This window comes from Streptomyces sp. NPDC048172 (assembly GCF_043202595.1).
Classification (GTDB): Bacteria; Actinomycetota; Actinomycetes; order Streptomycetales; family Streptomycetaceae; genus Streptomyces.
The window spans coordinates 770,472-793,516 of sequence record NZ_JBIDAT010000006.1 but is presented as its reverse complement, the minus strand read 5'-3'; the positions used below and the strand labels follow the sequence as shown (position 1 = coordinate 793,516).

At 71.1% G+C, this 23,045-nt stretch carries 21 protein-coding genes and 1 riboswitch; of the genes, 15 read left to right on the top strand and 6 right to left on the bottom strand.

What is annotated here, in order from left to right; genetic code table 11:
• Positions 1 to 202: 202 nt before the first annotated feature.
• From ACGF3A_RS29415 to ACGF3A_RS29370, 10 genes are all read left to right on the top strand, one after another.
• Positions 203 to 811: a CDP-alcohol phosphatidyltransferase family protein gene (locus ACGF3A_RS29415; RefSeq protein WP_393733379.1), complete on the top strand. Its 609-nt coding sequence runs from the start codon at positions 203 to 205 to the stop codon at positions 809 to 811.
• A 113-nt stretch (positions 812 to 924) separates the two neighbouring features.
• Positions 925 to 3,420, top strand: a complete 2,496-nt coding sequence (locus ACGF3A_RS29410; RefSeq protein ID WP_393733378.1) for a sugar phosphate nucleotidyltransferase — start codon at positions 925 to 927, stop codon at positions 3,418 to 3,420.
• A 166-nt stretch (positions 3,421 to 3,586) separates the two neighbouring features.
• Positions 3,587 to 4,486, top strand: coding sequence for a DUF881 domain-containing protein (locus tag ACGF3A_RS29405; RefSeq protein WP_393733377.1), 900 nt, complete (start codon positions 3,587 to 3,589; stop codon positions 4,484 to 4,486).
• The gene (locus ACGF3A_RS29400) at positions 4,483 to 4,815 is read left to right on the top strand and encodes a small basic family protein (RefSeq protein ID WP_393733376.1); all 333 of its coding nucleotides are present in this window, start codon (positions 4,483 to 4,485) and stop codon (positions 4,813 to 4,815) included. Before ACGF3A_RS29405 ends, ACGF3A_RS29400 begins: the two co-directional genes overlap by 4 nt.
• 5 nt (positions 4,816 to 4,820) lie before the next feature.
• Positions 4,821 to 5,681 (top strand): DUF881 domain-containing protein, encoded by an 861-nt coding sequence (locus ACGF3A_RS29395; protein WP_393733375.1) that lies wholly within the window; start codon positions 4,821 to 4,823, stop codon positions 5,679 to 5,681.
• Positions 5,682 to 6,125: 444 nt separating this feature from the next.
• Positions 6,126 to 6,653 carry an FHA domain-containing protein gene (locus tag ACGF3A_RS29390; protein ID WP_393733374.1) on the top strand — a complete coding sequence of 176 codons (528 nt, stop codon included), beginning with the start codon at positions 6,126 to 6,128 and terminating at the stop codon, positions 6,651 to 6,653.
• Between the two features lie 19 nt (positions 6,654 to 6,672).
• Positions 6,673 to 7,416, top strand: coding sequence for a MerR family transcriptional regulator (locus tag ACGF3A_RS29385; RefSeq protein WP_393733373.1), 744 nt, complete (start codon positions 6,673 to 6,675; stop codon positions 7,414 to 7,416).
• Between the two features lie 73 nt (positions 7,417 to 7,489).
• Positions 7,490 to 7,963, top strand: a complete 474-nt coding sequence (locus tag ACGF3A_RS29380) for a bifunctional nuclease family protein (protein WP_326692205.1) — start codon at positions 7,490 to 7,492, stop codon at positions 7,961 to 7,963.
• A gap of 278 nt (positions 7,964 to 8,241) precedes the next feature.
• Positions 8,242 to 8,790 carry a MerR family transcriptional regulator gene (locus tag ACGF3A_RS29375; protein WP_393733404.1) on the top strand — a complete coding sequence of 183 codons (549 nt, stop codon included), beginning with the start codon at positions 8,242 to 8,244 and terminating at the stop codon, positions 8,788 to 8,790.
• A 76-nt stretch (positions 8,791 to 8,866) separates the two neighbouring features.
• Positions 8,867 to 10,357, top strand: a complete 1,491-nt coding sequence (locus tag ACGF3A_RS29370; protein ID WP_393733372.1) for a DNA polymerase IV — start codon at positions 8,867 to 8,869, stop codon at positions 10,355 to 10,357.
• On the opposite strand, the gene ACGF3A_RS29365 is transcribed toward ACGF3A_RS29370, so the two are convergent.
• The gene (locus ACGF3A_RS29365) at positions 10,270 to 10,650 is read right to left on the bottom strand and encodes a PRC-barrel domain-containing protein (RefSeq protein WP_393733371.1); all 381 of its coding nucleotides are present in this window, start codon (positions 10,648 to 10,650) and stop codon (positions 10,270 to 10,272) included. The two genes, ACGF3A_RS29370 and ACGF3A_RS29365, sit on opposite strands and share 88 nt — an antisense overlap.
• A gap of 153 nt (positions 10,651 to 10,803) precedes the next feature.
• A riboswitch (glycine riboswitch) is annotated at positions 10,804 to 10,901 on the top strand.
• Positions 10,902 to 11,087: 186 nt separating this feature from the next.
• Here ACGF3A_RS29365 and gcvP point away from each other — a divergent pair.
• Positions 11,088 to 13,979 carry an aminomethyl-transferring glycine dehydrogenase gene (gcvP, locus tag ACGF3A_RS29360; protein ID WP_393733370.1) on the top strand — a complete coding sequence of 964 codons (2,892 nt, stop codon included), beginning with the start codon at positions 11,088 to 11,090 and terminating at the stop codon, positions 13,977 to 13,979.
• 132 nt (positions 13,980 to 14,111) lie between these two features.
• On the opposite strand, the gene ACGF3A_RS29355 is transcribed toward gcvP, so the two are convergent.
• A complete protein-coding gene (locus ACGF3A_RS29355) occupies positions 14,112 to 14,318 on the bottom strand; it encodes a DUF5999 family protein (protein WP_393733369.1) in 207 nt (68 codons plus the stop codon).
• 287 nt (positions 14,319 to 14,605) lie between these two features.
• Positions 14,606 to 15,235 carry a hypothetical protein gene (locus ACGF3A_RS29350; protein ID WP_393733368.1) on the bottom strand — a complete coding sequence of 210 codons (630 nt, stop codon included), beginning with the start codon at positions 15,233 to 15,235 and terminating at the stop codon, positions 14,606 to 14,608.
• A 491-nt stretch (positions 15,236 to 15,726) separates the two neighbouring features.
• Between ACGF3A_RS29350 and ACGF3A_RS29345 the strand changes: the two genes are divergently transcribed.
• Positions 15,727 to 17,223: a glutamate--cysteine ligase gene (locus ACGF3A_RS29345; protein ID WP_393733367.1), complete on the top strand. Its 1,497-nt coding sequence runs from the start codon at positions 15,727 to 15,729 to the stop codon at positions 17,221 to 17,223.
• 12 nt (positions 17,224 to 17,235) lie between these two features.
• Here ACGF3A_RS29345 and ACGF3A_RS29340 read toward each other — a convergent pair whose 3' ends face one another.
• Positions 17,236 to 19,035, bottom strand: coding sequence for a substrate-binding domain-containing protein (locus ACGF3A_RS29340; protein ID WP_393733366.1), 1,800 nt, complete (start codon positions 19,033 to 19,035; stop codon positions 17,236 to 17,238).
• Positions 19,036 to 19,299: 264 nt separating this feature from the next.
• Here ACGF3A_RS29340 and ACGF3A_RS29335 point away from each other — a divergent pair, with 264 nt between their 5' ends.
• Positions 19,300 to 20,115 (top strand): CPBP family intramembrane glutamic endopeptidase, encoded by an 816-nt coding sequence (locus tag ACGF3A_RS29335; protein WP_393733365.1) that lies wholly within the window; start codon positions 19,300 to 19,302, stop codon positions 20,113 to 20,115.
• Between the two features lie 31 nt (positions 20,116 to 20,146).
• Here ACGF3A_RS29335 and ACGF3A_RS29330 read toward each other — a convergent pair whose 3' ends face one another.
• Entirely contained in the window at positions 20,147 to 20,995 is an 849-nt protein-coding gene (locus ACGF3A_RS29330) for a PhzF family phenazine biosynthesis protein (RefSeq protein WP_393733364.1), read from the bottom strand.
• A gap of 114 nt (positions 20,996 to 21,109) precedes the next feature.
• Here ACGF3A_RS29330 and ACGF3A_RS29325 point away from each other — a divergent pair, with 114 nt between their 5' ends.
• On the top strand, positions 21,110 to 21,427 hold the full coding sequence (locus ACGF3A_RS29325) for a hypothetical protein (RefSeq protein WP_393733363.1): 318 nt from the start codon (positions 21,110 to 21,112) through the stop codon (positions 21,425 to 21,427).
• A 96-nt stretch (positions 21,428 to 21,523) separates the two neighbouring features.
• The gene (locus tag ACGF3A_RS29320) at positions 21,524 to 22,204 is read left to right on the top strand and encodes a helix-turn-helix transcriptional regulator (RefSeq protein WP_393733362.1); all 681 of its coding nucleotides are present in this window, start codon (positions 21,524 to 21,526) and stop codon (positions 22,202 to 22,204) included.
• A 73-nt stretch (positions 22,205 to 22,277) separates the two neighbouring features.
• On the opposite strand, the gene ACGF3A_RS29315 is transcribed toward ACGF3A_RS29320, so the two are convergent.
• On the bottom strand, positions 22,278 to 23,009 hold the full coding sequence (locus ACGF3A_RS29315; RefSeq protein ID WP_393733361.1) for a DUF4232 domain-containing protein: 732 nt from the start codon (positions 23,007 to 23,009) through the stop codon (positions 22,278 to 22,280).
• Positions 23,010 to 23,045: the final 36 nt, after the last annotated feature.

The window sequence follows — 23,045 nt, the reverse complement described above, 5'->3', positions numbered from 1 at the left end:
GATGGTACTGCATGCGGGAGCGTGTGGGAGAGTAGGACACCGCCGAACTAAACATAGAAGAAGCCCCGTTGACACGGTCAGTGTCAACGGGGCTTCTTCGCGTTCAAGGGCCTTTCATGCCCCACCCGGCGCACCCGTGCCGGGCGGCTGCGGGTAAGGTCGGGGAGCATCGTCGGCACGGTTGAACACAGGAGGCCCCCGGGTGGAGGTCCAGGAGACGGCGGTCCAGACGGACCGGGTCCTCACCATCCCGAACATCCTCAGCATGGCCCGGCTGGTCGGCGTGCCGCTGTTCCTGTGGCTGATCCTGTGGCCCGTGTTCGACGGGCCCAACTGCGACGGCTGGGCGCTGCTCCTGCTCGCCTTCAGCGGGGTGAGCGACTACCTCGACGGGAAGCTCGCGCGGCGCTGGAACCAGGTCAGCAGTCTCGGCCGTATTCTCGATCCCGCGGCCGACCGGCTCTACATTCTCTCGACCCTCGTCGGACTCACCTGGCGGGAGATCCTTCCGCTCTGGCTCACCGTCGTGCTCCTCGCGAGGGAGCTGTTGCTGCTGGTCATGGTGTGGGTGCTGGACCGCCACGGGTATGCGCCGCCCCAAGTGAACTTTCTTGGGAAAGCTGCCACATTCAACTTGATGTATGCCTTCCCCCTGCTGCTCTTGAGTGACGGAAGTGGATGGGTCGCGTCACTCGCTGCTATTTTCGGATGGGCGTTCGCAGGCTGGGGTACGGCTCTGTACTGGTGGGCAGGGGTCCTCTACGTGGTCCAGGTCCGCCGGTTGATCAAGGCGGACGCCACAGCCGACTGAGCCTGCCTTTCCAGCGTCGTGAAGGCTTGAGTGCCCGTTATCTGAACATGTGGGCCATCCTGGACGGGTGAAGTCGGTTAGACCGTCGTCTCTGCGAGGAGGACGCTTCCGACATGAAGGCCGTTGTCATGGCTGGTGGCGAAGGCACTCGCCTTCGCCCGATGACCGCGAGCATGCCAAAGCCGCTCCTGCCGGTGGTCAACCGGCCGATCATGGAGCATGTGCTGAGGCTGCTCAAGCGGCACGGGCTCACCGAGACCGTCGTGACCGTGCAGTTCCTCGCCTCCCTGGTCCGGAATTACTTCGGGGACGGCGAAGAACTCGGCATGGAGCTCACGTATGCGAACGAAGAGAAGCCGCTGGGTACCGCGGGCAGCGTCAAGAACGCCGAGGAAGCACTCAAGGACGACTCGTTTCTCGTCATCTCGGGAGACGCCCTCACCGACTTCGACCTCACCGAGCTCATCAACTTCCACAAGGAACGCGGCGCTCTCGTCACCGTCTGTCTGACGCGTGTGCCGAATCCGCTGGAGTTCGGTATCACCATCGTCGACGACGACGGGCGCGTCGAGCGTTTCCTGGAGAAGCCCACCTGGGGCCAGGTCTTCTCCGACACCGTCAATACAGGCATCTATGTCATGGAGCCCGAGGTTTTCGACTACGTCGAGGCCGACACCTCCGTCGACTGGTCCGGTGACGTCTTCCCGCAGCTCATGAAGGAGGGCAAGCCGATCTACGGCTATGTCGCCGAGGGCTACTGGGAGGACGTGGGCACCCACGAGAGCTATGTGAAGGCGCAGGCCGACGTCCTGGAGGGCAAGGTCGACGCCGAGATGGACGGCTTCGAGATCTCGCCCGGCGTCTGGGTCGCCGAGGGCGCCGAGGTGCACCCCGACGCGGTGCTCCGCGGCCCGCTCTACATCGGGGACTACGCGAAGGTCGAGGCCGACACCGAGATCCGCGAGCACTCCGTCATCGGCTCGAACGTCGTCGTCAAGAGCGGTGCCTTCCTGCACCGCGCCGTCGTGCACGACAACGTCTACATCGGCCAGCAGTGCAATCTGCGCGGCTGCGTCATCGGCAAGAACACCGACGTCATGCGGGCCGCGCGGATCGAGGACGGCGCGGTCATCGGCGACGAGTGCCTGGTCGGGGAGGAGTCGATCGTCCAGGGCAATGTGCGCGTCTACCCGTTCAAGACGGTCGAGGCGGGCGCGTTCGTCAACACCTCCGTCATCTGGGAGTCCCGCGGCCAGGCGCATCTCTTCGGCGCGCGCGGGGTCTCCGGGATCCTGAACGTCGAGATCACCCCCGAGCTGGCCGTACGGCTGGCGGGGGCGTACGCCACCACGCTCAAGAAGGGGTCCACGGTCACCACGGCGCGCGACCACTCGCGCGGCGCGCGGGCCCTCAAGCGCGGGATGATCTCCGCGCTCCAGGCCAGCGCCATAGACGTACGCGATCTGGAGAACGTCCCGCTGCCCGTGGCCCGGCAGCAGACCGCGCGCGGAAGCGCGGGCGGCATCATGATCAGGACGACGCCGGGGACGCCGGACTCCGTCGACATCATGTTCTTCGATGAGCGGGGCGCCGACCTCTCGCAGGCCAGTCAGCGCAAGCTGGACCGGGTCTACGCCCGTCAGGAGTACCGTCGCGCGTTCCCCGGGGAGATCGGGGATCTGCGCATCCCGTCCAGCGTCTTCGACTCGTACACCGGCTCCCTGCTGCGCACTGTCGATACGACCGGAGTCGCCGAGTCCGGGCTCAAGGTCGTCGTCGACGCCTCGAACGGCAGCGCGGGGCTCGTCCTGCCCAGCCTCCTGGGTCGGCTGGGTGTCGATTCGCTGACGATCAACCCGGGGCTGGACGAGTCACGGCCGACCGAGACCGTCGAGCGGCGCCGCGCCGGGCTGGTGCGGCTCGGGGAGATCGTGGCGTCCGCGCGCGCCGACTTCGGCGTGCGGTTCGATCCCGTCGGCGAGCGGCTCTCCCTCGTCGACGAGCGGGGCAGGATCATCGAGGACGACCGGGCGCTGCTCGTCATGCTCGACCTGGTCGCCGCCGAGCGGCGCAGCGGGCGGGTGGCGCTGCCCGTGACGACCACGCGGATCGCCGAGCAGGTCGCCGCGTACCACGGTACGCAGGTGGAGTGGACGACGACGTCGCCCGACGACCTCACGCGGGTGAGCCGCGACGACTCGACCATCTTCGGCGGCGACGGCCGCGGCGGTTTCATCGTCCCGGAGTTCAGCTCGGTCTTCGACGGCGCGGCCGCGTTCGTCTGCCTGATCGGGCTCGTCGCGCGTACGCAGTTGACGCTGAGTCAGATCGACGCGCGGATCCCGCGCGCCCATGTGCAGCGCCGCGACCTGGCGACGCCGTGGGCCGTCAAGGGCCTGGTGATGCGGACCGTGGTCGAGGCCGCGGGCGAGCGTTCCGTCGACACGACCGACGGCGTGCGCGTGGTCGAGCCCGACGGGCGCTGGGTGATGGTGCTGCCCGACCCCGCCGAGGCCGTCACGCACCTGTGGGCCGAGGGCCCGGACGACACCTCGGCGCTCGCCCTGCTCGACGAGTGGGCGGCCGTGGTCGACAGCGCCGGGCGCTGAGGCAGGGGCGGCGCTTCTCGCGCGTACGGCGGAACGTGCCGTTCTGGCGCGGCAAGTCCCGCCGTACGCGCGCTCCGTGCCCTGACCGGGACCACTTCGCGCGCCCGCCTGGAAGCCTGGTGGGTCCATTCGGCGGCACGGGGTGCGACGTGCGACGATGTGCGGCATGTCGCAGCAGCACCCCGCACGGAGCACTCCCTCGCGGCCTGCGCGGCCCGACGCCTCCATGTCGCTGCTGACGAACGTGATGGACCACAGCCTCGACGACGGTTACGCGGAAGCGGCGGCCCGCCGGGGCGTCGAGGGCCGGGCCGGTCTGCCGCGTACCCTGCGCGCCAAACTCGGCCTCGCCGCCGGGCTCGTGCTCGCGGCCCTCGTGGTGACCGTCGGCGCGGCACAGGCACGTATCGCCGCGCCGACCATCGCCAAGGAGAAGGAAGAGCTCATCGAGCGCATCGAGGACGGCAGCAAGAACGCCGACAAGCTCCAGGAGAACGTCGACGGTCTGCGTGCCTCCGTCGAGGAGAAGCAGCGCAAGGCCCTGGAGAAGCACGGCGACAAGGGCGCCAGGCGCGTGGCTCTGCTCTCCGGCGCGACCCCCGTCAAGGGGCCGGGCGTCAAGCTCGTGGTCGACGACGCGAAGGACACCGAGTCCGGCGACGGCGGCGGCCCGCGCGAGAGCAGCGGCTTCTCCGACACGGGCCGGATCCGCGACCGCGACATGCAGCGGGTGGTCAACGGACTGTGGGAGTCCGGCGCCGAGGCCGTCTCGATCAACGGCCAGCGCCTCACCTCGCGCTCGGCCATCCGCGCGGCGGGCGACGCGATACTCGTCGACAACAAGCCCCTGGTGCCGCCCTATACGCTCCTCGCGGTGGGACCGGGCAAGAAGCTCAGCAGGACCTTCCAGGACAGCGTGGACGGACAGTATCTGTACGTGCTGCACAAGGACTACGGGGTGCGGACCAGCATCTCGACTCAGGACGAGGTACGGCTTCCGGCCGCGCCGAGCCTGATCGTACGAACAGCTAAGCCTGTACGGACAGGAGAGGGCAGCACATCGTGATCGCCGTACTGGGCCTCGTCATCGGAGTCGTGGCCGGGCTCGTCGTCCGGCCCGTGGTGCCGACGGTGGTCGAGCCGTATCTGCCGATCGCCGTCGTGGCGGCACTGGACGCGGTCTTCGGCGGACTGCGCGCGATGCTGGACGGGATCTTCGTCGACAAGGTCTTTGTCGTCTCGTTCCTCTCCAACGTCGTCGTCGCGGCGCTGATCGTCTTCCTGGGCGACAAGCTCGGCGTCGGGGCGCAGCTCTCGACGGGCGTGGTCGTCGTCCTGGGCATCCGCATCTTCTCCAACGCGGCCGCCATCCGGCGGCACGTCTTCCGGGCGTGAGGCCGATGAGCGAGGAGACACCGAAGCCGGGGCGGCAGCCGCTGCCGGAGCCGCAGGAGGAGCGGCAGGAGCATTCCGAGGAGGAGACCCCCGGACCTCCGGGCGAGACCCCTGGACCTCCGGGGCCGGACGAGCAGCGCCCCGGCCTGACCGGGCGGGAGCGGCTCGTCAAGGCCGTGTGGCCGCCCCGGGTGACGCGCGCCCAACTCATCGTCGCGCTGCTGCTGTTCGTGCTGGGCCTCGGCCTGGCCATCCAGGTCCGCTCCACGAGCGAGAACAGCGCGCTGCGGGGCGCCCGCCACGAGGACCTGGTGCGCATCCTGGACGAGCTCGACGACCGCACCAAGCGGCTTGAGGACGAGAAGCGGGAGCTGGAGGGCCACCGCACCGAGCTGGAGAGCAGCTCGGACCAGGCGGAGGAGGCCCGGAAGCAGACGAAGGAGAAGGAGGCCCAGCTCGGCGTGCTGGCGGGCACCGTGAAGGCCGAGGGCCCCGGGATCCGGATGACCGTCAACGACCGCGCGGGCTCGACCGATTCGGACGCGCTGCTCGACGCCGTGCAGGAGCTCCGCGCCGCCGGCGCGGAGGCGATCCAGGTCAACGGGGTGCGCGTCGTCGCGGGCACCTACTTCTCCGACGCCGACGGCGGTGTGCGCGTGGACGGGCGTAAGATCGGGCAGCCGTACCGCTTCGAGGTCATCGGCAAGCCGCAGGACCTGGAGCCCGCGTTGAACATTCCCGGCGGGGTTGTCCAGACCCTGAAGAAGGAACAGGCCACGGTGTCCGTGGCCCGCTCGGAGAAGATCACCGTTGACGCCTTGCGATCGTCGAAGCGGCCTGACTACGCTCGGTCGTCATCGCAGTGAGAGGGCGAGTTTGACGGCCAGAGGGCTTCCGGGGGGTCGGCGGGCCTGTTCAGCACTGCGTGGTGGAAACTGTCTACAGGTCACGGACGTTAACCGGGTGTCCGGCGTGACTGATGAGAGCATCGAGGGTCTGTCCTGCCCCACGGGCGGGTCTGTTTCGTGCGAGGGGAATCGCCCGTGAGTTTTTTTGCGAAGTTGTTCGGCAAGAGCCGCCAGAACGGCGACGGCGCGGCCGCGCGGCACCGCGCCCCCCGGCACACCGATGCGCCCGGGACCGGAGCGGAGGACAGCGGCGAGCGTCCCCTGTTCCGCGACGAGGTGGCTGGGCGTGGCGGAGACAATTCGGGTGGTCACGGCGCGGTTTCTGTTGACCCTGGCGCACAGGGACGCATAGGTTCCGAAGCACCGCCAACCTCAACTACGGGTGGAGGTTCTGCCTTGCCGGTGTGTAACAGGTGTGGGACCCAGGCCGCTGAAGCGAGCCGGTTCTGCTCCAACTGCGGCGCCCCGCTGCGCGGTGGCGTGCCCGCCGAGGGGGCGTCCGAGACGACCTCCACCATCTCCATCTCCGGTCTGGAGGCCTACGAGGCGGAGGTGACCGGGCAGCACGCCTCGCCCGTGCTCCCGCCCGAGGCTCAGGCCGCCGTGGACGCGCTGCCCCTGGGCTCCGCGCTGCTGATCGTCCGGCGCGGGCCGAACTCCGGCAGCCGCTTCCTGCTGGACGGTGAGCTGACGACCGCGGGCCGTCACCCGGAGAGCGACATCTTCCTCGACGACGTGACCGTGTCGCGCCGTCACGTGGAGTTCCGTCGCGGTCCGGACGGGGTCTTCTCCGTCTCCGACGCCGGCAGCCTGAACGGCACGTACGTCAATCGCGAGCGCATCGAGTCCGGAATCCCGCTCGGGAACGGGGACGAGGTGCAGATCGGCAAGTACCGGCTGGTCTTCTTCACGAGCCAGCGCACCGTCTGACCCTCGCAGGGAAGGCTCCATGCTGGAAACACCGTCGGGCGGTGCCGTCTCCGGCACCGCCGCCGGGGACCTCGTCCCCCAGAGCGGTCCCATGAGCATCGGAGCCGTGCTCCAGACGCTCCGGGAGGAGTTCCCCGAGGTCACCGTCTCCAAGATCCGTTTCCTGGAGGCGGAGGGCCTGGTGGAGCCCGAGCGCTCCCCGTCGGGGTACCGCAAGTTCAGCGCCGAGGACGTGGAGCGGCTCAGCTACGTCCTGCGGATGCAGCGGGACCACTACCTTCCACTGAGGGTGATCAGGGAGCATCTGGACGCGCTCGGCCGCGGCGAGCCGCCGCCGCCCGTGCAGGCACCCTCCAGGGAGCCCCTGGAGCCCGATGTGACGCCTCCGGCGCCCACCGTCCGGATAGGGCGCGGCGAGCTGCTCGCGGTCGCCGAGGTGGACGAGGAGAAGCTGGCCGAGTGGGAGTCGTTCGGCCTGATCGCCGCGGCGTCCGACGGGGCGTACGAACTGACCGAGGTCACCGTCGCACGCCTCGTGGCGGACCTGGGGAGGCACGGGATCGAGCCCCGTCATCTGCGGGCCATGAAGGCCGCGGCGGACCGCCAGGCCGATCTCGTGGCGCAGCTCGTGGCCCCGCTGCGGCGGCACAGGGATCCCCGGACACGCGCCCGCGCCGAAGCCACCGCGCAGGAGCTGGCGGGCCTCTCCGTACGGCTGCACGCCGCGCTCGTGCAGTCCGCGCTGCGTCCGCACGGTGACTGAAAGCCACACGGATGCCCTCGCCGCGAGGCTGCCCGACTACCCAAACGGGCGCGGCACGGCCTAGGGTTGCTGTGTGAATGAGCTCGACGTCGTGGGTGTCCGGGTGGAAATGCCCACCAACCAACCGATCGTGCTCCTGCGTGAAGTGGGAGGCGACCGATACCTCCCCATTTGGATCGGCCCTGGGGAGGCGACCGCGATCGCCTTCGCCCAGCAGGGCATGACTCCTGCACGCCCACTGACCCATGACCTCTTCAAGGACGTCCTGGAAGCAGTGGGACAGGAGCTCACCGCGGTCCGCATCATGGATCTGCGGGAAGGCGTGTTCTACGCCGAGCTGGTGTTCGCCAGCGGGGTCGAAGTGAGCGCACGCCCGTCCGACGCCATAGCCCTCGCTCTCCGGACGGGAACGCCGATCTACGGCAGTGACGGTGTGCTCGACGACGCGGGAATCGCGATCCCGGACGAGCAGGAGGACGAGGTGGAGAAGTTCCGCGAGTTCCTCGACCAGATCTCGCCCGAGGATTTCGGCACCAGCAGCCAGTGAGCGGCGCGGAGGGAGCGCGGTCGATGCGGTCCGGTGGCCGGAGACGAAGACCAACCGGCCACCCTTTCCCGGCCTGCGGACCCGTGAAACCACTCCATGGGTGAATATCACTCGACGTGCCGAGTGTGGCGATCGTTGACGCACCCGGAGTGACTGCCTACCTTCATGTGGGCAGGTTCCGGGGGTAACCCGGGATGTGAAGGACGGAGGTCGGCGTGACAAGCACCGGCGGCGACGGTACGGCGGCGGGCGACTCCTCCCTACCCGGCGGGCCCCTGATGCGGCCCGCCTCCCCACCGGGCCGCCCGGCCGAGGAGGGCCGGGACCAGCCTCCGGAAGAGGTCGGCTACCGCGGCCCCACGGCCTGCTCGGCCGCCGGCATCACCTACCGGCAGCTCGACTACTGGGCGCGTACGGGCCTGGTCGAGCCCAGCATCCGGCCCGCGTACGGCTCGGGGACGCAGCGGCTCTACAGCTTCCGCGACATCGTCGTCCTCAAGATCGTCAAGCGGCTCCTGGACACGGGTGTCTCGCTCCAGAACATCCGCGCCGCCGTGAAGCACCTGCGCTCGCGCGGGATGACCGATCTGGCGCGGATGACGCTGATGAGCGACGGCGCGACGGTCTACGAGTGCTCGTCGCCCGACGAGGTCGTCGATCTGCTCCAGGGCGGCCAGGGCGTCTTCGGGATCGCCGTGGGCGTCGTCTGGAAGGACGTCGAGGGCGCGCTCTCGCAGCTCCACGGGGAGCGGGTGGACACCGGCGAGACCCTGGTGGGGCACCACCCCGGGGACGAGCTGGCCCGCCGCCGCAACCGCGCGGTCTGACTCCGGGAGGGCGCGGGGAGCCGCGCCGCGCCGGCTCTCGCGCCGATTGTCAGTGCCATGGGGCAGCATCGGTGCTGTGAGAGGCGTGCCGACCATCCTGCATCTGGACATGGATGCCTTCTTCGCCGCGGTGGAGCAGGCGTCCAAGCCCAGCCTGCGCGGAAAGCCGGTGATCGTCGGCGGCCTCGGCCCGCGCGGCGTGGTCTCCACGGCGTCGTACGAGGCGCGGCGGTTCGGCGTGCACTCGGCGATGCCCATGGCCCAGGCCCGCCGCCTGTGTCCGAACGCGGCGTATCTGGGTGCGCGCTTCGGGCTCTACCGGCGGGTGAGCGACGTGGTGATGGAGCTGCTGGGGGAGCTGTCGCCGCTGGTGGAGCCGCTGAGCCTGGACGAGGCGTTCGTCGACCTGGAGGCCGGTGAGGCCCTCGCGGCGGCCGGGGGCGAGCGCGAGGTGGGGGAGCGGCTGCGCCGCGCGATCCGGGGGGCGACGGGCCTGAGCGGCTCGGTGGGGCTCGCCGGGTCCAAGATGCTGGCGAAGATCGCCTCGGAGCAGGCCAAGCCGGACGGGCTCGTGCTGATAGAGCCCGGGACCGAGCGGGAGATGCTCGCCCCGATGCCCGTGCGGACGCTGCCGGGCGTCGGGCCCGCGACGGCGGAGACGCTGCGCAGGGCCGGGATCACCACCGTCGGGGAGACGGCGGAGGCGGGGGAGGCCGAGTTGCTGCGGCTGCTGGGCAAGGCGCACGGCACGTCGCTGTACGCGATGGCGCACGGGATCGACGACCGCCCCGTGGTCGCCGAGCGGGACGCCAAGTCGGTCTCGGTCGAGGACACCTACGACGTGGACCTCACGGACCGTACGCGGGTCCAGATGGAGGTCGCGCGGCTCGCGGGGCGCTGCGTGGAGCGGCTGCGCGCGGCGGGCCGCTCGGGGAGAACGGTGGTGATCAAGGTGAGGAGCTACGACTTCTCGACGCTGACCCGTTCGGAGACCCTGCGCGGCCCCACGGACGATTCCGCGGTGGTCAAGGAGGCCGCGGCGCGGCTCATCGACCTCGTGGACACCACGGCGGGCGTGCGGCTGCTGGGGGTGGGCGTGAGCGGCCTCGCGGACTTCACGCAGGAGGACCTCTTCGCGCAGGCCCGCGCCGCGCTGGAGGAGGCCGGAGGGGCCGGGGCGGACGGGGCGGAGGGGAAGGGCGGCACGGAGCGGGACGGGGGCAGACCCGCGCCGCCGGTGGTGCCGGAGAGCGTGGAGGTCCCCGAGGACCGACGCTGGGTCCCGGGAAAGGACGTACGGCACGGGGCGTACGGGCGGGGATGGGTGCAGGGAAGCGGCGTCGGGAAGGTGACGGTCCGCTTCGAGGAGCCGGACACGCCGCCGGGCCGGGTGCGGACGTTCTCCGTCGACGACCCGGAGCTGGAGACCGTGGAGCCGCGGATGCTGGACGCGGAGGTGGCCGAGGCGCTGGCGGCCTCTCAGTCCTCGGAGCCGGCTATCCGGCCGAAGTCGCGGTCCGGGGCCGGGGCGGGGCCGCCCTCGGCCGCGGGGAGGTCGAGCCCGTAGTGGTGGTAGAGCTGGAGCTCCTGCTCGGGGGAGAGGTGGCGGCCGACGCCGAAGTCGGGGGCCTCCTTGATCAGCGCGCGGGCGAAGGGGACCCGCAGCCCGTCGTCCGCGAGCCTGCTGGGCTCCAGCGGCACGAAGGCGTCCCTGCTGAACAGGCCGGTGCGCACGGCGGCCCACTCGGGCTCGCCCGTGGCGTCGTCGAGATACACCTCGTCCACGGTGCCGATCTTGGTCCCGTCGCGGTCGAACGCCTTGCGGCCGATCAGGTTCCTCGGATCGATGTCGGTCTGCACGGGGTCCCTCCCACAGGTCGAGCCTGGTTCAACGGACTTCCACCTACACGTATAACTACACGTACAACGAAACGGTACTTTTCGGCGGTTGGCCACTTGAGCGCGGGCCTGGTCCCTGGAACAGGGTGCGCTGATAGGCTCGCAAGTGGCTGTCGACCCCGTGCGGGAGAGTCCTCCGGTGAGGTTGCCGGAGGCGCCGAAGGAGCAACTCCTCCCCGGAATCTCTCAGGCTCACGTACCGCGCGGACGAGGTCACTCTGGAAAGCAGGGCGGGCCCGGACCAGCGCCGAACCCCTCCTCACCGACGGTGAAAGCCGGACTGCCGCAGCGCGGGGCGGCCCGGTGAAACTCTCAGGTTGCGATGACAGAGGGGGAGGCCGTCCGGGCACCCGTGCCAGGTGCCCTCGAAGGTCCCAGAGACCAGGAGGCCCCCGCAGATGACTTCCCACCGCATCCCGCTCACCGCTCTGGAGAGCGCGGCTCCCTTCGAGAGCCGCCACATCGGACCCGACGCCGCCGCCCAGGCCAAGATGCTCGCCCAGGTCGGGTACGGCTCGCTGGACGAGCTGACCGCCGCGGCCGTGCCGGACGTGATCAAGAGCACCGAGGCCCTCGCGCTGCCCGGTGCCCGGGGCGAGGCCGAGGTGCTGGCCGAGCTGCGCGGCCTGGCCGACCGTAACCAGGTGCTGCAGTCCATGATCGGCCTTGGCTACTACGGCACGTTCACGCCGCCCGTGATCCTGCGGAACGTGATGGAGAACCCGGCCTGGTACACGGCGTACACCCCGTACCAGCCAGAGATCTCGCAGGGCCGACTGGAGGCGCTGCTCAACTTCCAGACGGTCGTCGCCGACCTGACCGGACTGCCGACCTCCGGTGCCTCGCTGCTGGACGAGTCCACGGCCGCCGCCGAGGCGATGGCGCTGTCGCGGCGCGTCGGCAAGGTCAAGGACGGCGTGTTCCTGGTGGACGCCGACTGTCTGCCGCAGACCGTCGCCGTGCTGCGGACGCGGGCCGAGCCGACCGGTGTCGAGGTCGTCGTCGCCGACCTGGCCGCCGGCATCCCCGAAGAGATCGCCGAGCGCGGTGTCTTCGGCGTCCTGCTCCAGTACCCGGGCGCCTCCGGCGCCGTGCGTGACGACCGCGCCGTCATCGAGCGGGCGCACGAGCTGGGCGCCGTCGTCACCGTCGCCGCCGACCTGCTGGCGCTGACCCTGCTCACCTCGCCCGGCGAGCTGGGCGCCGACATCGCCGTGGGCTCCAGCCAGCGCTTCGGCGTGCCCATGGGCTTCGGCGGGCCGCACGCGGGGTACATGGCGGTGCGCGAGACGTTCGCGCGCAGCCTGCCCGGGCGCCTCGTCGGCGTCTCGGTGGACGCCGACGGCGACCAGGCGTACCGCCTCGCGCTGCAGACCCGCGAGCAGCACATCCGCCGCGAGAAGGCCACCAGCAACATCTGCACCGCGCAGGTCCTGCTCGCCGTCATGGCCGGGATGTACGCGGCGTACCACGGCCCGGACGGGCTCGCCGCCATCGCCCGCCGCACCCACCGTTACGCGGCGCTGCTCGCCGCCGGGCTGCGCGCGGGCGGCGTGGAGATCGCGCACGAGGCGTTCTTCGACACGGTCACGGCCCGCGTGCCCGGCAGGGCCGCCGAGGTCGTCGAGCGGGCCCGCGAGGCGGGGGTCAACCTCCGTCTGGTGGACGCCGACCACGTCGGCGCGGCCTGCGACGAGACGACGACGCGTGCGCACCTGGCCACCGTGTGGGCCGCCTTCGGCGTCGCCGGGGACACGGACGTGGACGCGCTGGACGCGGAGACCGGCGACGCGCTGCCCGAGGCCCTGCTGCGCTCCGACGAGTACCTGACGCACCCCGTCTTCCACGAGCACCGCTCCGAGACGGCGATGCTGCGCTATCTGCGCCGCCTCTCCGACCGGGACTACGCGCTGGACCGGGGCATGATCCCGCTCGGCTCCTGCACGATGAAGCTCAACGCGACCACCGAGATGGAGGCCGTCACCTGGCCCGAGTTCGGCGGCATGCACCCCTTCGCGCCCGTCGAGCAGGCCGAGGGCTATCTGACGCTGATCCGCGAGCTGGAGGACCGCCTCGCCGAGGTCACCGGCTACGACAAGGTCTCGCTCCAGCCGAACGCCGGTTCGCAGGGCGAGCTCGCGGGCCTCCTGGCCGTACGCGCGTACCACCGGGCCAACGGCGACACGCAGCGCGACATCTGCCTCATCCCCTCCTCCGCGCACGGCACCAACGCGGCGAGCGCGGTGATGGCCGGGATGAAGGTCGTCGTCGTCAAGACCAGTGAGAACGGGGACGTCGACACCGACGACCTGCGCGCCAAGATCGAGAAGCACGGCGACAAGCTCTCGGTCCTCATGGTCACCTACCCGTCCACGCACGGCGTGTTCGAGGAGCACATCACCGACATCTGCGGCGCCGTGCACGACGCGGGCGGCCAGGTGTACGTGGACGGGGCGAACCTCAACGCGCTGCTCGGGCTGGCACGGCCCGGCAAGTTCGGCGCCGACGTCTCGCACCTCAACCTGCACAAGACCTTCTGCATCCCGCACGGCGGCGGCGGTCCGGGCGTCGGCCCGATCGGCGTCCGCGAGCACCTGGCGCCGTACCTGCCCAACCACCCGCTGCAGCCCGCCGCCGGGCCCGAGACGGGCATCGGCCCGGTCTCCGGCGCTCCCTGGGGCTCGGCCGGGATCCTGCCGATCTCGTGGGCGTACGTCCGGCTGATGGGCGCGGAGGGGCTGCGCCGGGCCACGCAGGTCGCGGTGCTCAGCGCGAACTACATCGCCAAGCGCCTGGAGCCGCACTACCCCGTGCTCTACACCGGGCCGAACGGGCTGGTGGCGCACGAGTGCATCATCGACGTCCGCCCGCTGACCAAGGCGACGGGCGTGAGCATCGACGACGTCGCCAAGCGGCTGATCGACTACGGGTTCCACGCCCCGACCATGTCGTTCCCCGTGGCGGGCACCCTGATGACGGAGCCCACCGAGAGCGAGGACCTGGCCGAGCTCGACCGGTTCTGCGAGGCGATGATCGCGATCCGCGCGGAGGTCGACCGGGTCGGCTCGGGGGAGTGGAGCGCGGAGGACAACCCGCTGCGCAACGCGCCGCACACCGCCGCGCAGCTCGGCCGCGACTGGGACCACGCGTACAGCCGCGAGGAGGCCGTCTTCCCCGCCGGGGTCGAAGCCGCCGACAAGTACTGGCCGCCGGTGCGCCGGATCGACGGCGCGTTCGGTGACCGTAACCTCGTCTGCTCGTGCCCGCCGGTGGCGGAGTACGAGGGCTAGGAGAGCCAGGGCCCGGGGGCGAAAGCCTTCGGGCACACGTCAGGGCCGGTTCGGCGGAGCGCCGGGCCGGCCCTGGATCTTGCTGTGTGCGGTTGTGTGGAGCTTCTCGAGCGGATGGTCTGCCCCGGCGCCTCAGGCGGCGGTGGCGATGTGGTGCGTACCGAGCGGCCTGTGCGGAGCGATGATCTGGCCGTCCGGCAGCAGCTCACCCGTGTCCTCGAAGAGCAGAACTCCATTGCACAGCAGGCTCCAGCCCTGCTCCGGGAAGTGCGCCACGGGTTGGGCGGCCTCCCGGTCGGCTGAATCCGCTGACGGGCACGGTGGCTGATGCTGGCACATTGTCGGTGTCGTCTTCCGTCGTGGTGTGGCTTCTGTCCTGCGGCTCGTGGTGTCCATGGCCGATCCCCCGTTGTGTTTTCCGGTCCATCCCCCAGTGTTCCGCCGCTGGCCCGAATCCGCAGGGATTTCGCGTCAGCACATCTCCAACTGGTCAGACGCGTCACCCTGTTGGGCGGTTGCGTCCAACCGTGCGGTCACTTTGGGTGGTTCGGTGTCCGTAAAGGACTAGTCCATACGGAGGGTGACGGGTCGGCCGTACACCACGAGCCCGGACGTGCGCACCACGGTCACACAGGTGTACGCATCAGCGGCGCGGTCACCAGACGGCGGGTCAGCATCGGCAGCAGCGCGTCCACCCGGTGCGGCTGGTGGGCGGGGATGCCGGGCGGGGCGGGGGCCAGGGGGATCAGCAGGTCCGAGGGCTCGGGGGAGCCGGTGCCGGGGTCGGCCGAGAGGTCGCCGTGCAGCCAGAGCGTGAGCATGTAGAGCTCGGGGACGGAGAGCAGCCGGGGCTGGTACGGCGTGGGCAGCAGCTGGGCCTGACGGAGGGCCCGCGCGGTCGAGAGGACGTAGGGCCCCTCGCGGAACTGTCCGAAGGCCCAGCCGTCGGCGGTCAGCACCGCCTCGGCGACGCCCGCGTGCGTACCGCCCTCGATGCTCCGGCCCTTGGTGCCCTTGTCGTTGAGCAGGAAACGCCAGCCGGTGAGCCGGGTGCGGGGCGTGGTGCGGGAGGCCGCCGGGGTGTGGGCGAAACCGTCCATCTCGTGGACGGGAAGCGGGAATTCGGGGCGCACGGGGCCCTGTGCGGCGCGCAGGGCGGCGGGGGTACGGGTGCCACGCACCGCCGTGGGCGAGCCGAGCGCGGTCAGGACACTGCGCAGGGCTGGTGCGGGGGCCGGGGGAACGTGCAGCGGCATGGTGGGTCGCCTCTCTTCGGAGACATGAGCGCGTCTGGGCTCGGCGGGGGCGCGGACGGCTGTGTCGGCGCGGGGGAACTGGCCGCGAGGGCGGCGGGGCGTCGACGCGTGGGCCGGGGGGCGCCAAGTCTCTGCCTCGTTCGCGGAGTTTATACGAGATGCGTTCGACCGGCGTTTCCACTAACCGGTCCCGGTGTTTCCGGACAGGGGAATTCTGGTCAAATACGCGGCCCTTTGAGCTGCGTTGCCGAGAGAATCATGCGGATGACCTCGGATTCCGCTGGATACGCGGTCGGCCGGATCCCGATCGTGTGGTGCGGAACGCGCGCTTCGAGGTCTGACGGTGCCGTATGCCCAAGGAATGTGCCGTCCAACGGGCGTCAGCCTAGCCGCTGTTGTCGGCCGGGTCAGCCCCCGTAGGCGTATCCGCCGTGCTCCCGGGCATCATCGGTGCACGCTCGGGCGGACGAGAAGAAGGCGAGGAGCCTCCGATGGGAGAGAAGGTCGTGGCCGACAGGTTCGACCTGGCCGATCGGCAACGGTACCGGCAGAAGCTGCGCAAGTGCCTCCAGGGGCTCGCGCAGTTGCTGGAGGAGAAGAGGTTCGACCGGCCCCGGAATCTGATGGGGCTGGAGATCGAGCTGAATCTCGCCGATGCGGTCGGGCAGCCCTTGATGATGAATGCGGAGGTTCTTGAGCACATTGCGAGCCGTGATTTCCAGACGGAGCTGGGACAGTTCAATCTGGAAGTGAATATAGTGCCGCACGCGCTGGAAGGGCGAGTATTCGACCAGCTCGACGAGGAACTCCGCACCGGTCTCGCGTACGCCGACAGGCAGGCCCGGGAAGTGTCCGGACGCATTGTCATGATCGGAATTCTGCCGACGCTCTCCACGGGCGATCTCACGCTCGCCAATCTGACGGCCGTGGACCGCTACACGCTGCTCAACGACCAGATCATGGCCTCGCGCGGCGAGGAGGTCGTCCTCGACATCGCCGGTGTCGAACATCTGACCCGCACCTCGGCCTCCATAGCCCCGGAGGCCGCCTGCACCTCCGTGCAGCTCCACCTTCAGGTGACGCCGTCGCGCTTCGCGGACGTGTGGAACGCCGCGCAGCTCGCCTGCGGCCCGCAGATCGCGATGGGCGCCAACTCGCCCTTCCTCTTCGGGCACGAGCTGTGGCGCGAGTCCCGCGCGCCGCTCTTCCTCCAGGCCACCGACACCCGGCCGCCGGAGCTGAGCGCGCAGGGCGTACGGCCCCGCACCTGGTTCGGCGAGCGGTGGATCGCCTCGGCGTACGAACTGTTCGAGGAGAACCTGCGCTACTTCCCCTCCCTGCTGCCCATCTGCGACGACGAGGACCCGCAGCGGGTGCTCGCCGCCGGAGGGACCCCGGCGCTGCCCGAGCTGGTGCTGCACAACGGGACCATCTACCGCTGGAACCGCCCCGTCTACGGCGTCGTCGACGGGGTGCCGCACCTGCGCGTGGAGAACCGGGTGCTGCCCGCCGGGCCCACCGTGACCGACGTGCTGGCCAACACCGCGTTCTACTACGGCCTGGTGCGCGCCCTCGCCGACGAGCAGCGCCCCGCGTGGACGCGGATGCCGTTCGCCGACGCGGCCCGGAACTTCGACGCCGCCTGCCGGTACGGGATCGACGCCGAGCTGTGGTGGCCCCGCGGCGGACGTACGCCCGGACTCGCGCGCGTACCGGCGGCGCGGCTCGTGGAGGACCAGCTGCTGCCGCTCGCCGCGGCGGGGCTCGACGCGTGGGGCGTCGAGGCCGCGGACCGTGACCGCTATCTCTCGGTCATCGAGGAGCGCTGCCGCTGGCGGGTCAACGGCGCGTCGTGGCAGGCGGCGGCGTACCGGCGCGCGACGGACGCCGGTCTGGACCGGGAGAAGGCGCTGGCCGCGGTCACCCGCAAGTACTGCGAGCTGGTCGCGACGGGCGAGCCGGTGCACACCTGGCCGCACGGCCCGTAGCGGCGGGGACGCTCAGTCCCTGCTGCCCGCCGCCATGATGGCCTTGAGGATGACGGCGTGGATCTGCGCCGGGTCGTCGACCTGGTGCGAGGAGCCGTTGGTCGCCTTGGCGATCTCCTTGGCGGCCTTCTCGTCCGCGTCGGGCCCCACGGCCACGGCGATGACCGGCAGCAGGGGCTTGCCCTCGCTCAGCTCGTCCAGCTCGGCGGTGAGTTCGTCGCGGTTGATGCTGCCGGGGTCCTCGTTGGCGCCGTCGGTGAGGAGGACCAGGGCGTTGAACTTGCCCTGCGCGTAGCCGTCGCGGGCCTTCTTGTACGCCGCGAGCGTGGTGTCGTACAGGCCCGTGGCGCCTTCCGGGATCGGGGCCATCTTGCCGAAGGCACCCGTGAGCCGGTCACGCTGCGTCTCGTTGCCGCTCGTACGGCTGCCGAGGCGCTTGGTGGGCACCAGCTCGCGGTAGTCGCGCTTGCCGTCGAGCCGGGTGGAGAACTCCCAGAGCCCGACCTCGTCGTCGGGCGTGAACTGCGAGAGGCCCTGGATCAGCGAGGCCTTGGTGACGTCCATCCGGGACTGGCCGCGCCCCGGCACCTCCTGCGCCATCGACGCCGACGCGTCCACGACGAGCATGAAGCGGGCGCTCTGCACGGTGATGGTCCACATGCCCAGGGTGGCGCTGACGTCCTTGGTCCTGGGCGGGTCGCCCGGTATCTCGTCGAAGGGCTGCGGCTCGCGCCCGCCCGCTTCGCGTGCGACGGCAGGGTCGGCCTTGCCGTTGACGGGCCGGAAGCCGTTGCGCGAGAGCACCTGGCGGCCCTTCGCGTCGCCGAGCAGCGTCTGGAAGCGGAGCGCGGCGCGGCTCTTCTCGGTGTCGACCTTCTGGTCGTCGACGAGGGTGTACGGGTAGTCGAGGACCGTCGTCCCGTCCTTCGGGTAGAAGAGCCGCAGGTCGGTGGAGTCGCCCTCGCGCTTGTTGTGGGCGTAGGCGGCCTGCTCGGAGAGGATGAGCGCGTGGTTGCGCTGCGGATTGCCGAGCTCGGCGCGGGAGGCGTCGCGCGGGAGGGTGGCCACCACCTGGGAGTCGCCCGGCGCGGTGCGCTCGGCGAGCCGCTTGGCCGCGGCCGCGGTCTTCGTCTCGGCCTTCTTCCCCTCCTCCTTGACGGCGGACGACTGCATCTGCGTGAGCGCGAGCAGGCCCGTGGCGCTGCGCGCGGGGTCGGCGGAGCCGAGGCGCAGCTCGTCGTCGCCCTTCGAGGAGGACGCCATCTTCGCCCAGGAGATCTTCCTCTCCGGCCAGCCCAGCTTCTTGGCGGCGGGCCGCACGACGGCGAGCGTGACCGGCGTGCTGGCGACGTTGCCCAGCGTCTCCAGGGAGGGCGCGCCGGCGGACGAGGAGGCGCGGTCCACCCACACCTTGGAGTCGGGCACCCACACGTCGCTGTCCAGGTCGTCCCCGCCGCGCGTCAGGGTGTCGGCCACCTCGGTGCCCGTACGCTCGCTGACCCGTACGTCCAGGCAGCGGCCGTCCGACTTGGCCTCGTTCTCCCTCGCCTCGTCCGCGACGGTGCGGAGCGCGGGGGCGATGTCGGGGGAGGCGGCGATGCGCAGCTCGACCGCGTCGCCCTCGCAGGAGCCGCCGAAGGGGAGCACGCCTGTCTGCGCGGCCACGGCCGTACCGGCGGCGATCGCGACGACGACGGCCGTCGCGAGCATCACGGTGCGGCGGCGATTGCCCGCTCTCCGGGGCGGTTCGAGGGCACGCGCACCCCTCCCGCCGTGGGAACCGGAGTTGTCGGGCAAGCTGTGACGTGGCATGACGTAGGCGCCTCTCCTGAAAGCCGCTCGGGCGGCGACCGGGGAGAGGGGCGGCACACCGTGACGGAATCCGTCCCCGGGCGGTCGCGCGCGATCTTCGTACCTGCATTCGAGACCCTAGCGTGGCCACGGTGGGGATGAGGCTCGAATGCTGAACTGGAGCCGACAGCGACGGACGAGGCGGACGAGCCGGATGAGCTGCATGAGTTGGACGTGACGGGAGAGTACGGGCGGAACGGCCGCCCGTCGGAACGGGAGGTTTGTGTGCGGTCGCGGGTTCCTGACGAGCCGTCGCCGGTGGCGGTGCTCCCGGAGGGCGGGCCGGACCGGCGGACGCTCCGTACGGAGCTGCTGCTCGTGCTCGCGCTCTCGCTCGGGGCGAGCGGGGTCTCCTCGCTGATCCGGTTCATCGGGGCGCTCACCCGGCCGGGCGGCCTGGCCGACCAGGCCGCGCAGCTCAACAGCTCGCAGGCGCCCGGGCGGCCGTGGCTCGACCTGGCCTGGCAGCTCTTCGGCATCGCGACGGCACTGGTGCCCGTCGCGCTGGTCGCCCACTTCCTGGTGCGCGAGGGCACGGGCGGGCTCCGGGTGCTGGGCTTCGACCGGCGCAGGCCCGGCTTCGACCTGGGCTGGGGCGCGGCCGTCGCCGCGGGCATCGGCGGCTGCGGCATCGCCTTCTACCTCATCGCCCAGGCCAGCGGCTTCAACCTCACGGTGGAGCCCGAGTCGCTGCCGTCCGTCTGGTGGAAGTACCCGGTGCTGATCCTCTCGGCCGTGCAGAACTCGGTGCTGGAGGAGGTGATCGTCCTCGGCTATCTGCTGCGCAGGCTGGACCAGTTGGGCTGGGGCCCGCTGGGCGCGCTCGTCGCGAGTTCGGTGCTGCGCGGCTCGTACCACCTCTACCAGGGCATCGGCGGCTTCCTCGGCAACATGGCGATGGGCGCCGTCTTCGTCCTGCTCTACCGCAGGTGGGGGCGCGTCGGGCCGCTGGTGGCGGCCCACGCGATCATCGACATCGTGGCCTTCGCCGGATACGCGCTGCTCGCGGGACGGGTGGACTGGCTGCCCACCCCCAAGTGACCTTCCGCGGGGGCCTCCCGCAGGGCGGCGGCTACAGCTCCGTACGCAGCTCCGCGTCCAGAACGGTGACCGCGGAGCCGGTGAGCAGCGTGCGCTCTCCGCGCAGCTCGGTGCGCACGTACCCCGAACGGGCAGACGCCTGGAGCCCCGTCAGCCTGTCGCTGCCCAGCCGCGCCGACCACAGCGGCGCGAGCGCGGTGTGCGCGCTGCCTGTGACGGGGTCCTCCGGGATGCCCTGACGCGGCGCGAACACCCGCGACACGAAGTCGTACGCGCCTCCGTCCGCGCTGGACGCCCCCGCCGCGCGTGCCGTCACGATCAGCGCGGGCCAGTCGAGCGCGGCCACGGCGGTCAGGTCCGGGGTCAGCCCGCGCACGGCCGCCTCGTCCGCGAGCTCCACCAGCAGGAAGTCCATCGGCGCGGTGTCGTACGCCGCCGTCGCCTCGGTGCCGAGGGCCGCCGTGAGGGCGGCTGCGAGGGCCGCGGGCACCTCGACGGGCGTGGGCTCGCTGGTGGGGAAGTCCAGCGCGATGTCGCCGCAGGGGCGCGCGGTCGCGCTGAGCACGCCGCTGCGGGTGCGGAAGCGGACGGGCTCGCCGGGCTTGGCGTGGCCGTCCTCGGAGAGCACGTGCGCGGTGGCCACGGTGGCGTGGCCGCACAGGTCCACCTCGTTGACGGGCGTGAACCAGCGCAGCGCCCAGTCGGCCTCCGGGTCGTCGGGGAGCGGGTGGGCGAAGGCGGTCTCGGCGAGGTTCATCTCGGCGGCCAGCGTCTGCAGACGGCCGTCCTCGGGGAACGGGCCGCTGTCGAAGAGCACGACGGCGGCGGGGTTGCCGGTGTAGGGGCGGACGGCGAAGGCGTCGACGGTACGGATCCTCATGCTGGCGCAGCGTAGAGAGGCCACGTCGTCGCTGGACACGGCCAATTCCGCCGAAGTGGTCCGGGACGACCTGCCGGAAGTCGCCGGAGAGGTCGGAGAGGCCAGAGAGGTCAGGTGCGGAGCAGGTCGGTTCCGGAGCGACGCGTCGAGGTCTTCGACCGGTGGGCGGGCCGTTACGTCGGTCCGCTGGCGCGCGATGTCGTCGTGGTCGTCGAGGACAACCCCGATCTCCTCGGGGAGATCGCGGAGAGCGCGCCGCGGCGTTTCGAGGGGCTGATCACAGCCGCGCTCGCCGCCGAGTCAGGACAGGAGGCGGCCGTCCCCGTCGCGCAGACGCTGATCAGCGCGTCGATCGGCCTCAAGCATCAGGCCGCTTCGCGGGAGTTCTACCTCGAACGACTGAAGGTCGCCGTCGATCTCCTGGTGCGCTGAAGAATCGGGGGCTTGCCAGGCGAACAGTCCCGATATATCGTTGAGGCATCGCGACTGATCAAAGATGGGTCAGTCAACGTTCACAAGGAGAGAACCATGAACCCCTTCAACGACTCACACGACTCGCACGGCGCGGAACACGGACACGGTGAAGGCCGCGGGCACGGCTATGAGCGCCGTCCCGGACGCGGCCCCGGCCGGGGATGGGGCCCTGGCGACCGCGGCCGCTCCGCCTTCGGCCCCTTCGGACCCCCGTTCGGGGACGGGCCCCCCTTCGGCGGCAGGGGCCGCGGCAGGGGCGGACCCGGACCGCGCGGCAGGGCCCGGCGCGGTGACGTACGGGCGTCGATCCTGGCGCTGCTCAAGGACCGCCCGATGCATGGGTACGAGATGATCCAGGAGATCGCGGAGCGCAGCGGCGGCGCCTGGAAGCCCAGCCCCGGATCGGTCTACCCGACCCTCCAGCTCCTGGAGGACGAGGGCCTGATCACCAGCGAGAGCGAGGGCGGCAAGAAGCTCTTCGCGCTCACCGAGGCGGGCAGGACCGAGGCCGAGGCGGGCGCCGAGGCCCCTTGGGAAGACGCCGGGCGCGGCGCCGACTGGGAGGCGGCCCGCGAGATGCGCAACGCGGCGGGCGGCCTGGCCGGGGCGTTCCACCAGGTGTGGACCACCGGCACGCCCGAGCAGCGCGACAAGGCGCTGACCGTGGTCAACGACGCGAAGAAGAAGCTCTACCTGATCCTCGCGGAGGCCGAGACCGAGCCCGAGGAGAAGTGAGCGCGTGCGAGTGCCCACATGAGAACGAGTACGCGGTGCGGCCGGGTCCCGAGCGGGGCCCGGCCGTTCCGCGTCAGTGCGCCGTGCCCGGCCCCGAGCCCAGCCGCAGCGCGGTCTCGTCGACCTCGCCGCCGCCGCAGACCGTGCCCAGCTTCCACTCCGTCTGGAGCGCGCGGCGCTGGTCGGGCGGGATGACGCGCAGGGTGCCGGGCTCCGGGCAGGTGCCGTCCGCCGGATCGCCCGTACCCGGGACGACGGTCCAGTGCAGCCTGCTCCAGGCGCGGTCGCCGGGCCGCATCGTGAACTGCGGCGAGGCCGAGGCGCGGTCCCTGGCGGTCGTCGTCGGGATCTTCCCGCCGTCGTCCTTCGTGAGCTGGAGCCCCGGCCAGCCGCGCGTACGGCAGGGCGCGTCCGAGGAGTTGGTCAGGACGAGCGCGGCGTAGCGCTGGCCCGCGCCCGACTCCAGCGAGCGGAGTGAGACCTTCAGCTGCCCCGTACCGCACCAGGGTGTGCCGTGTGGGGCGGACCCTTTGGCCGGGCTCTTCTTTCCTTCCCCTCCCTCCTTCTCCTTTCCCTCCTTCTTTCCCTCCGCGCCCTTCACCTCGGGCTTCGCCCCGGACGACGAGGACGGGGGCGGGGACGAAGGTGAGGACGGTGAGGCGGAAGGGGCCGCGGACTTCGGCGAGTCCGCCGAGGACGACGCGGGGGAGGAGGAGTGTGCCGTGCAGCCCGCGGCGATCAGCGCGGTGGTCGCGGCGAGGGCGGCGAGTGCCGGACGTGCGTACGGAGCATGGTGTGGGGCCATGGTCTCTCCCGTTGCTGCCGGAGCGGGTGTCGCGGG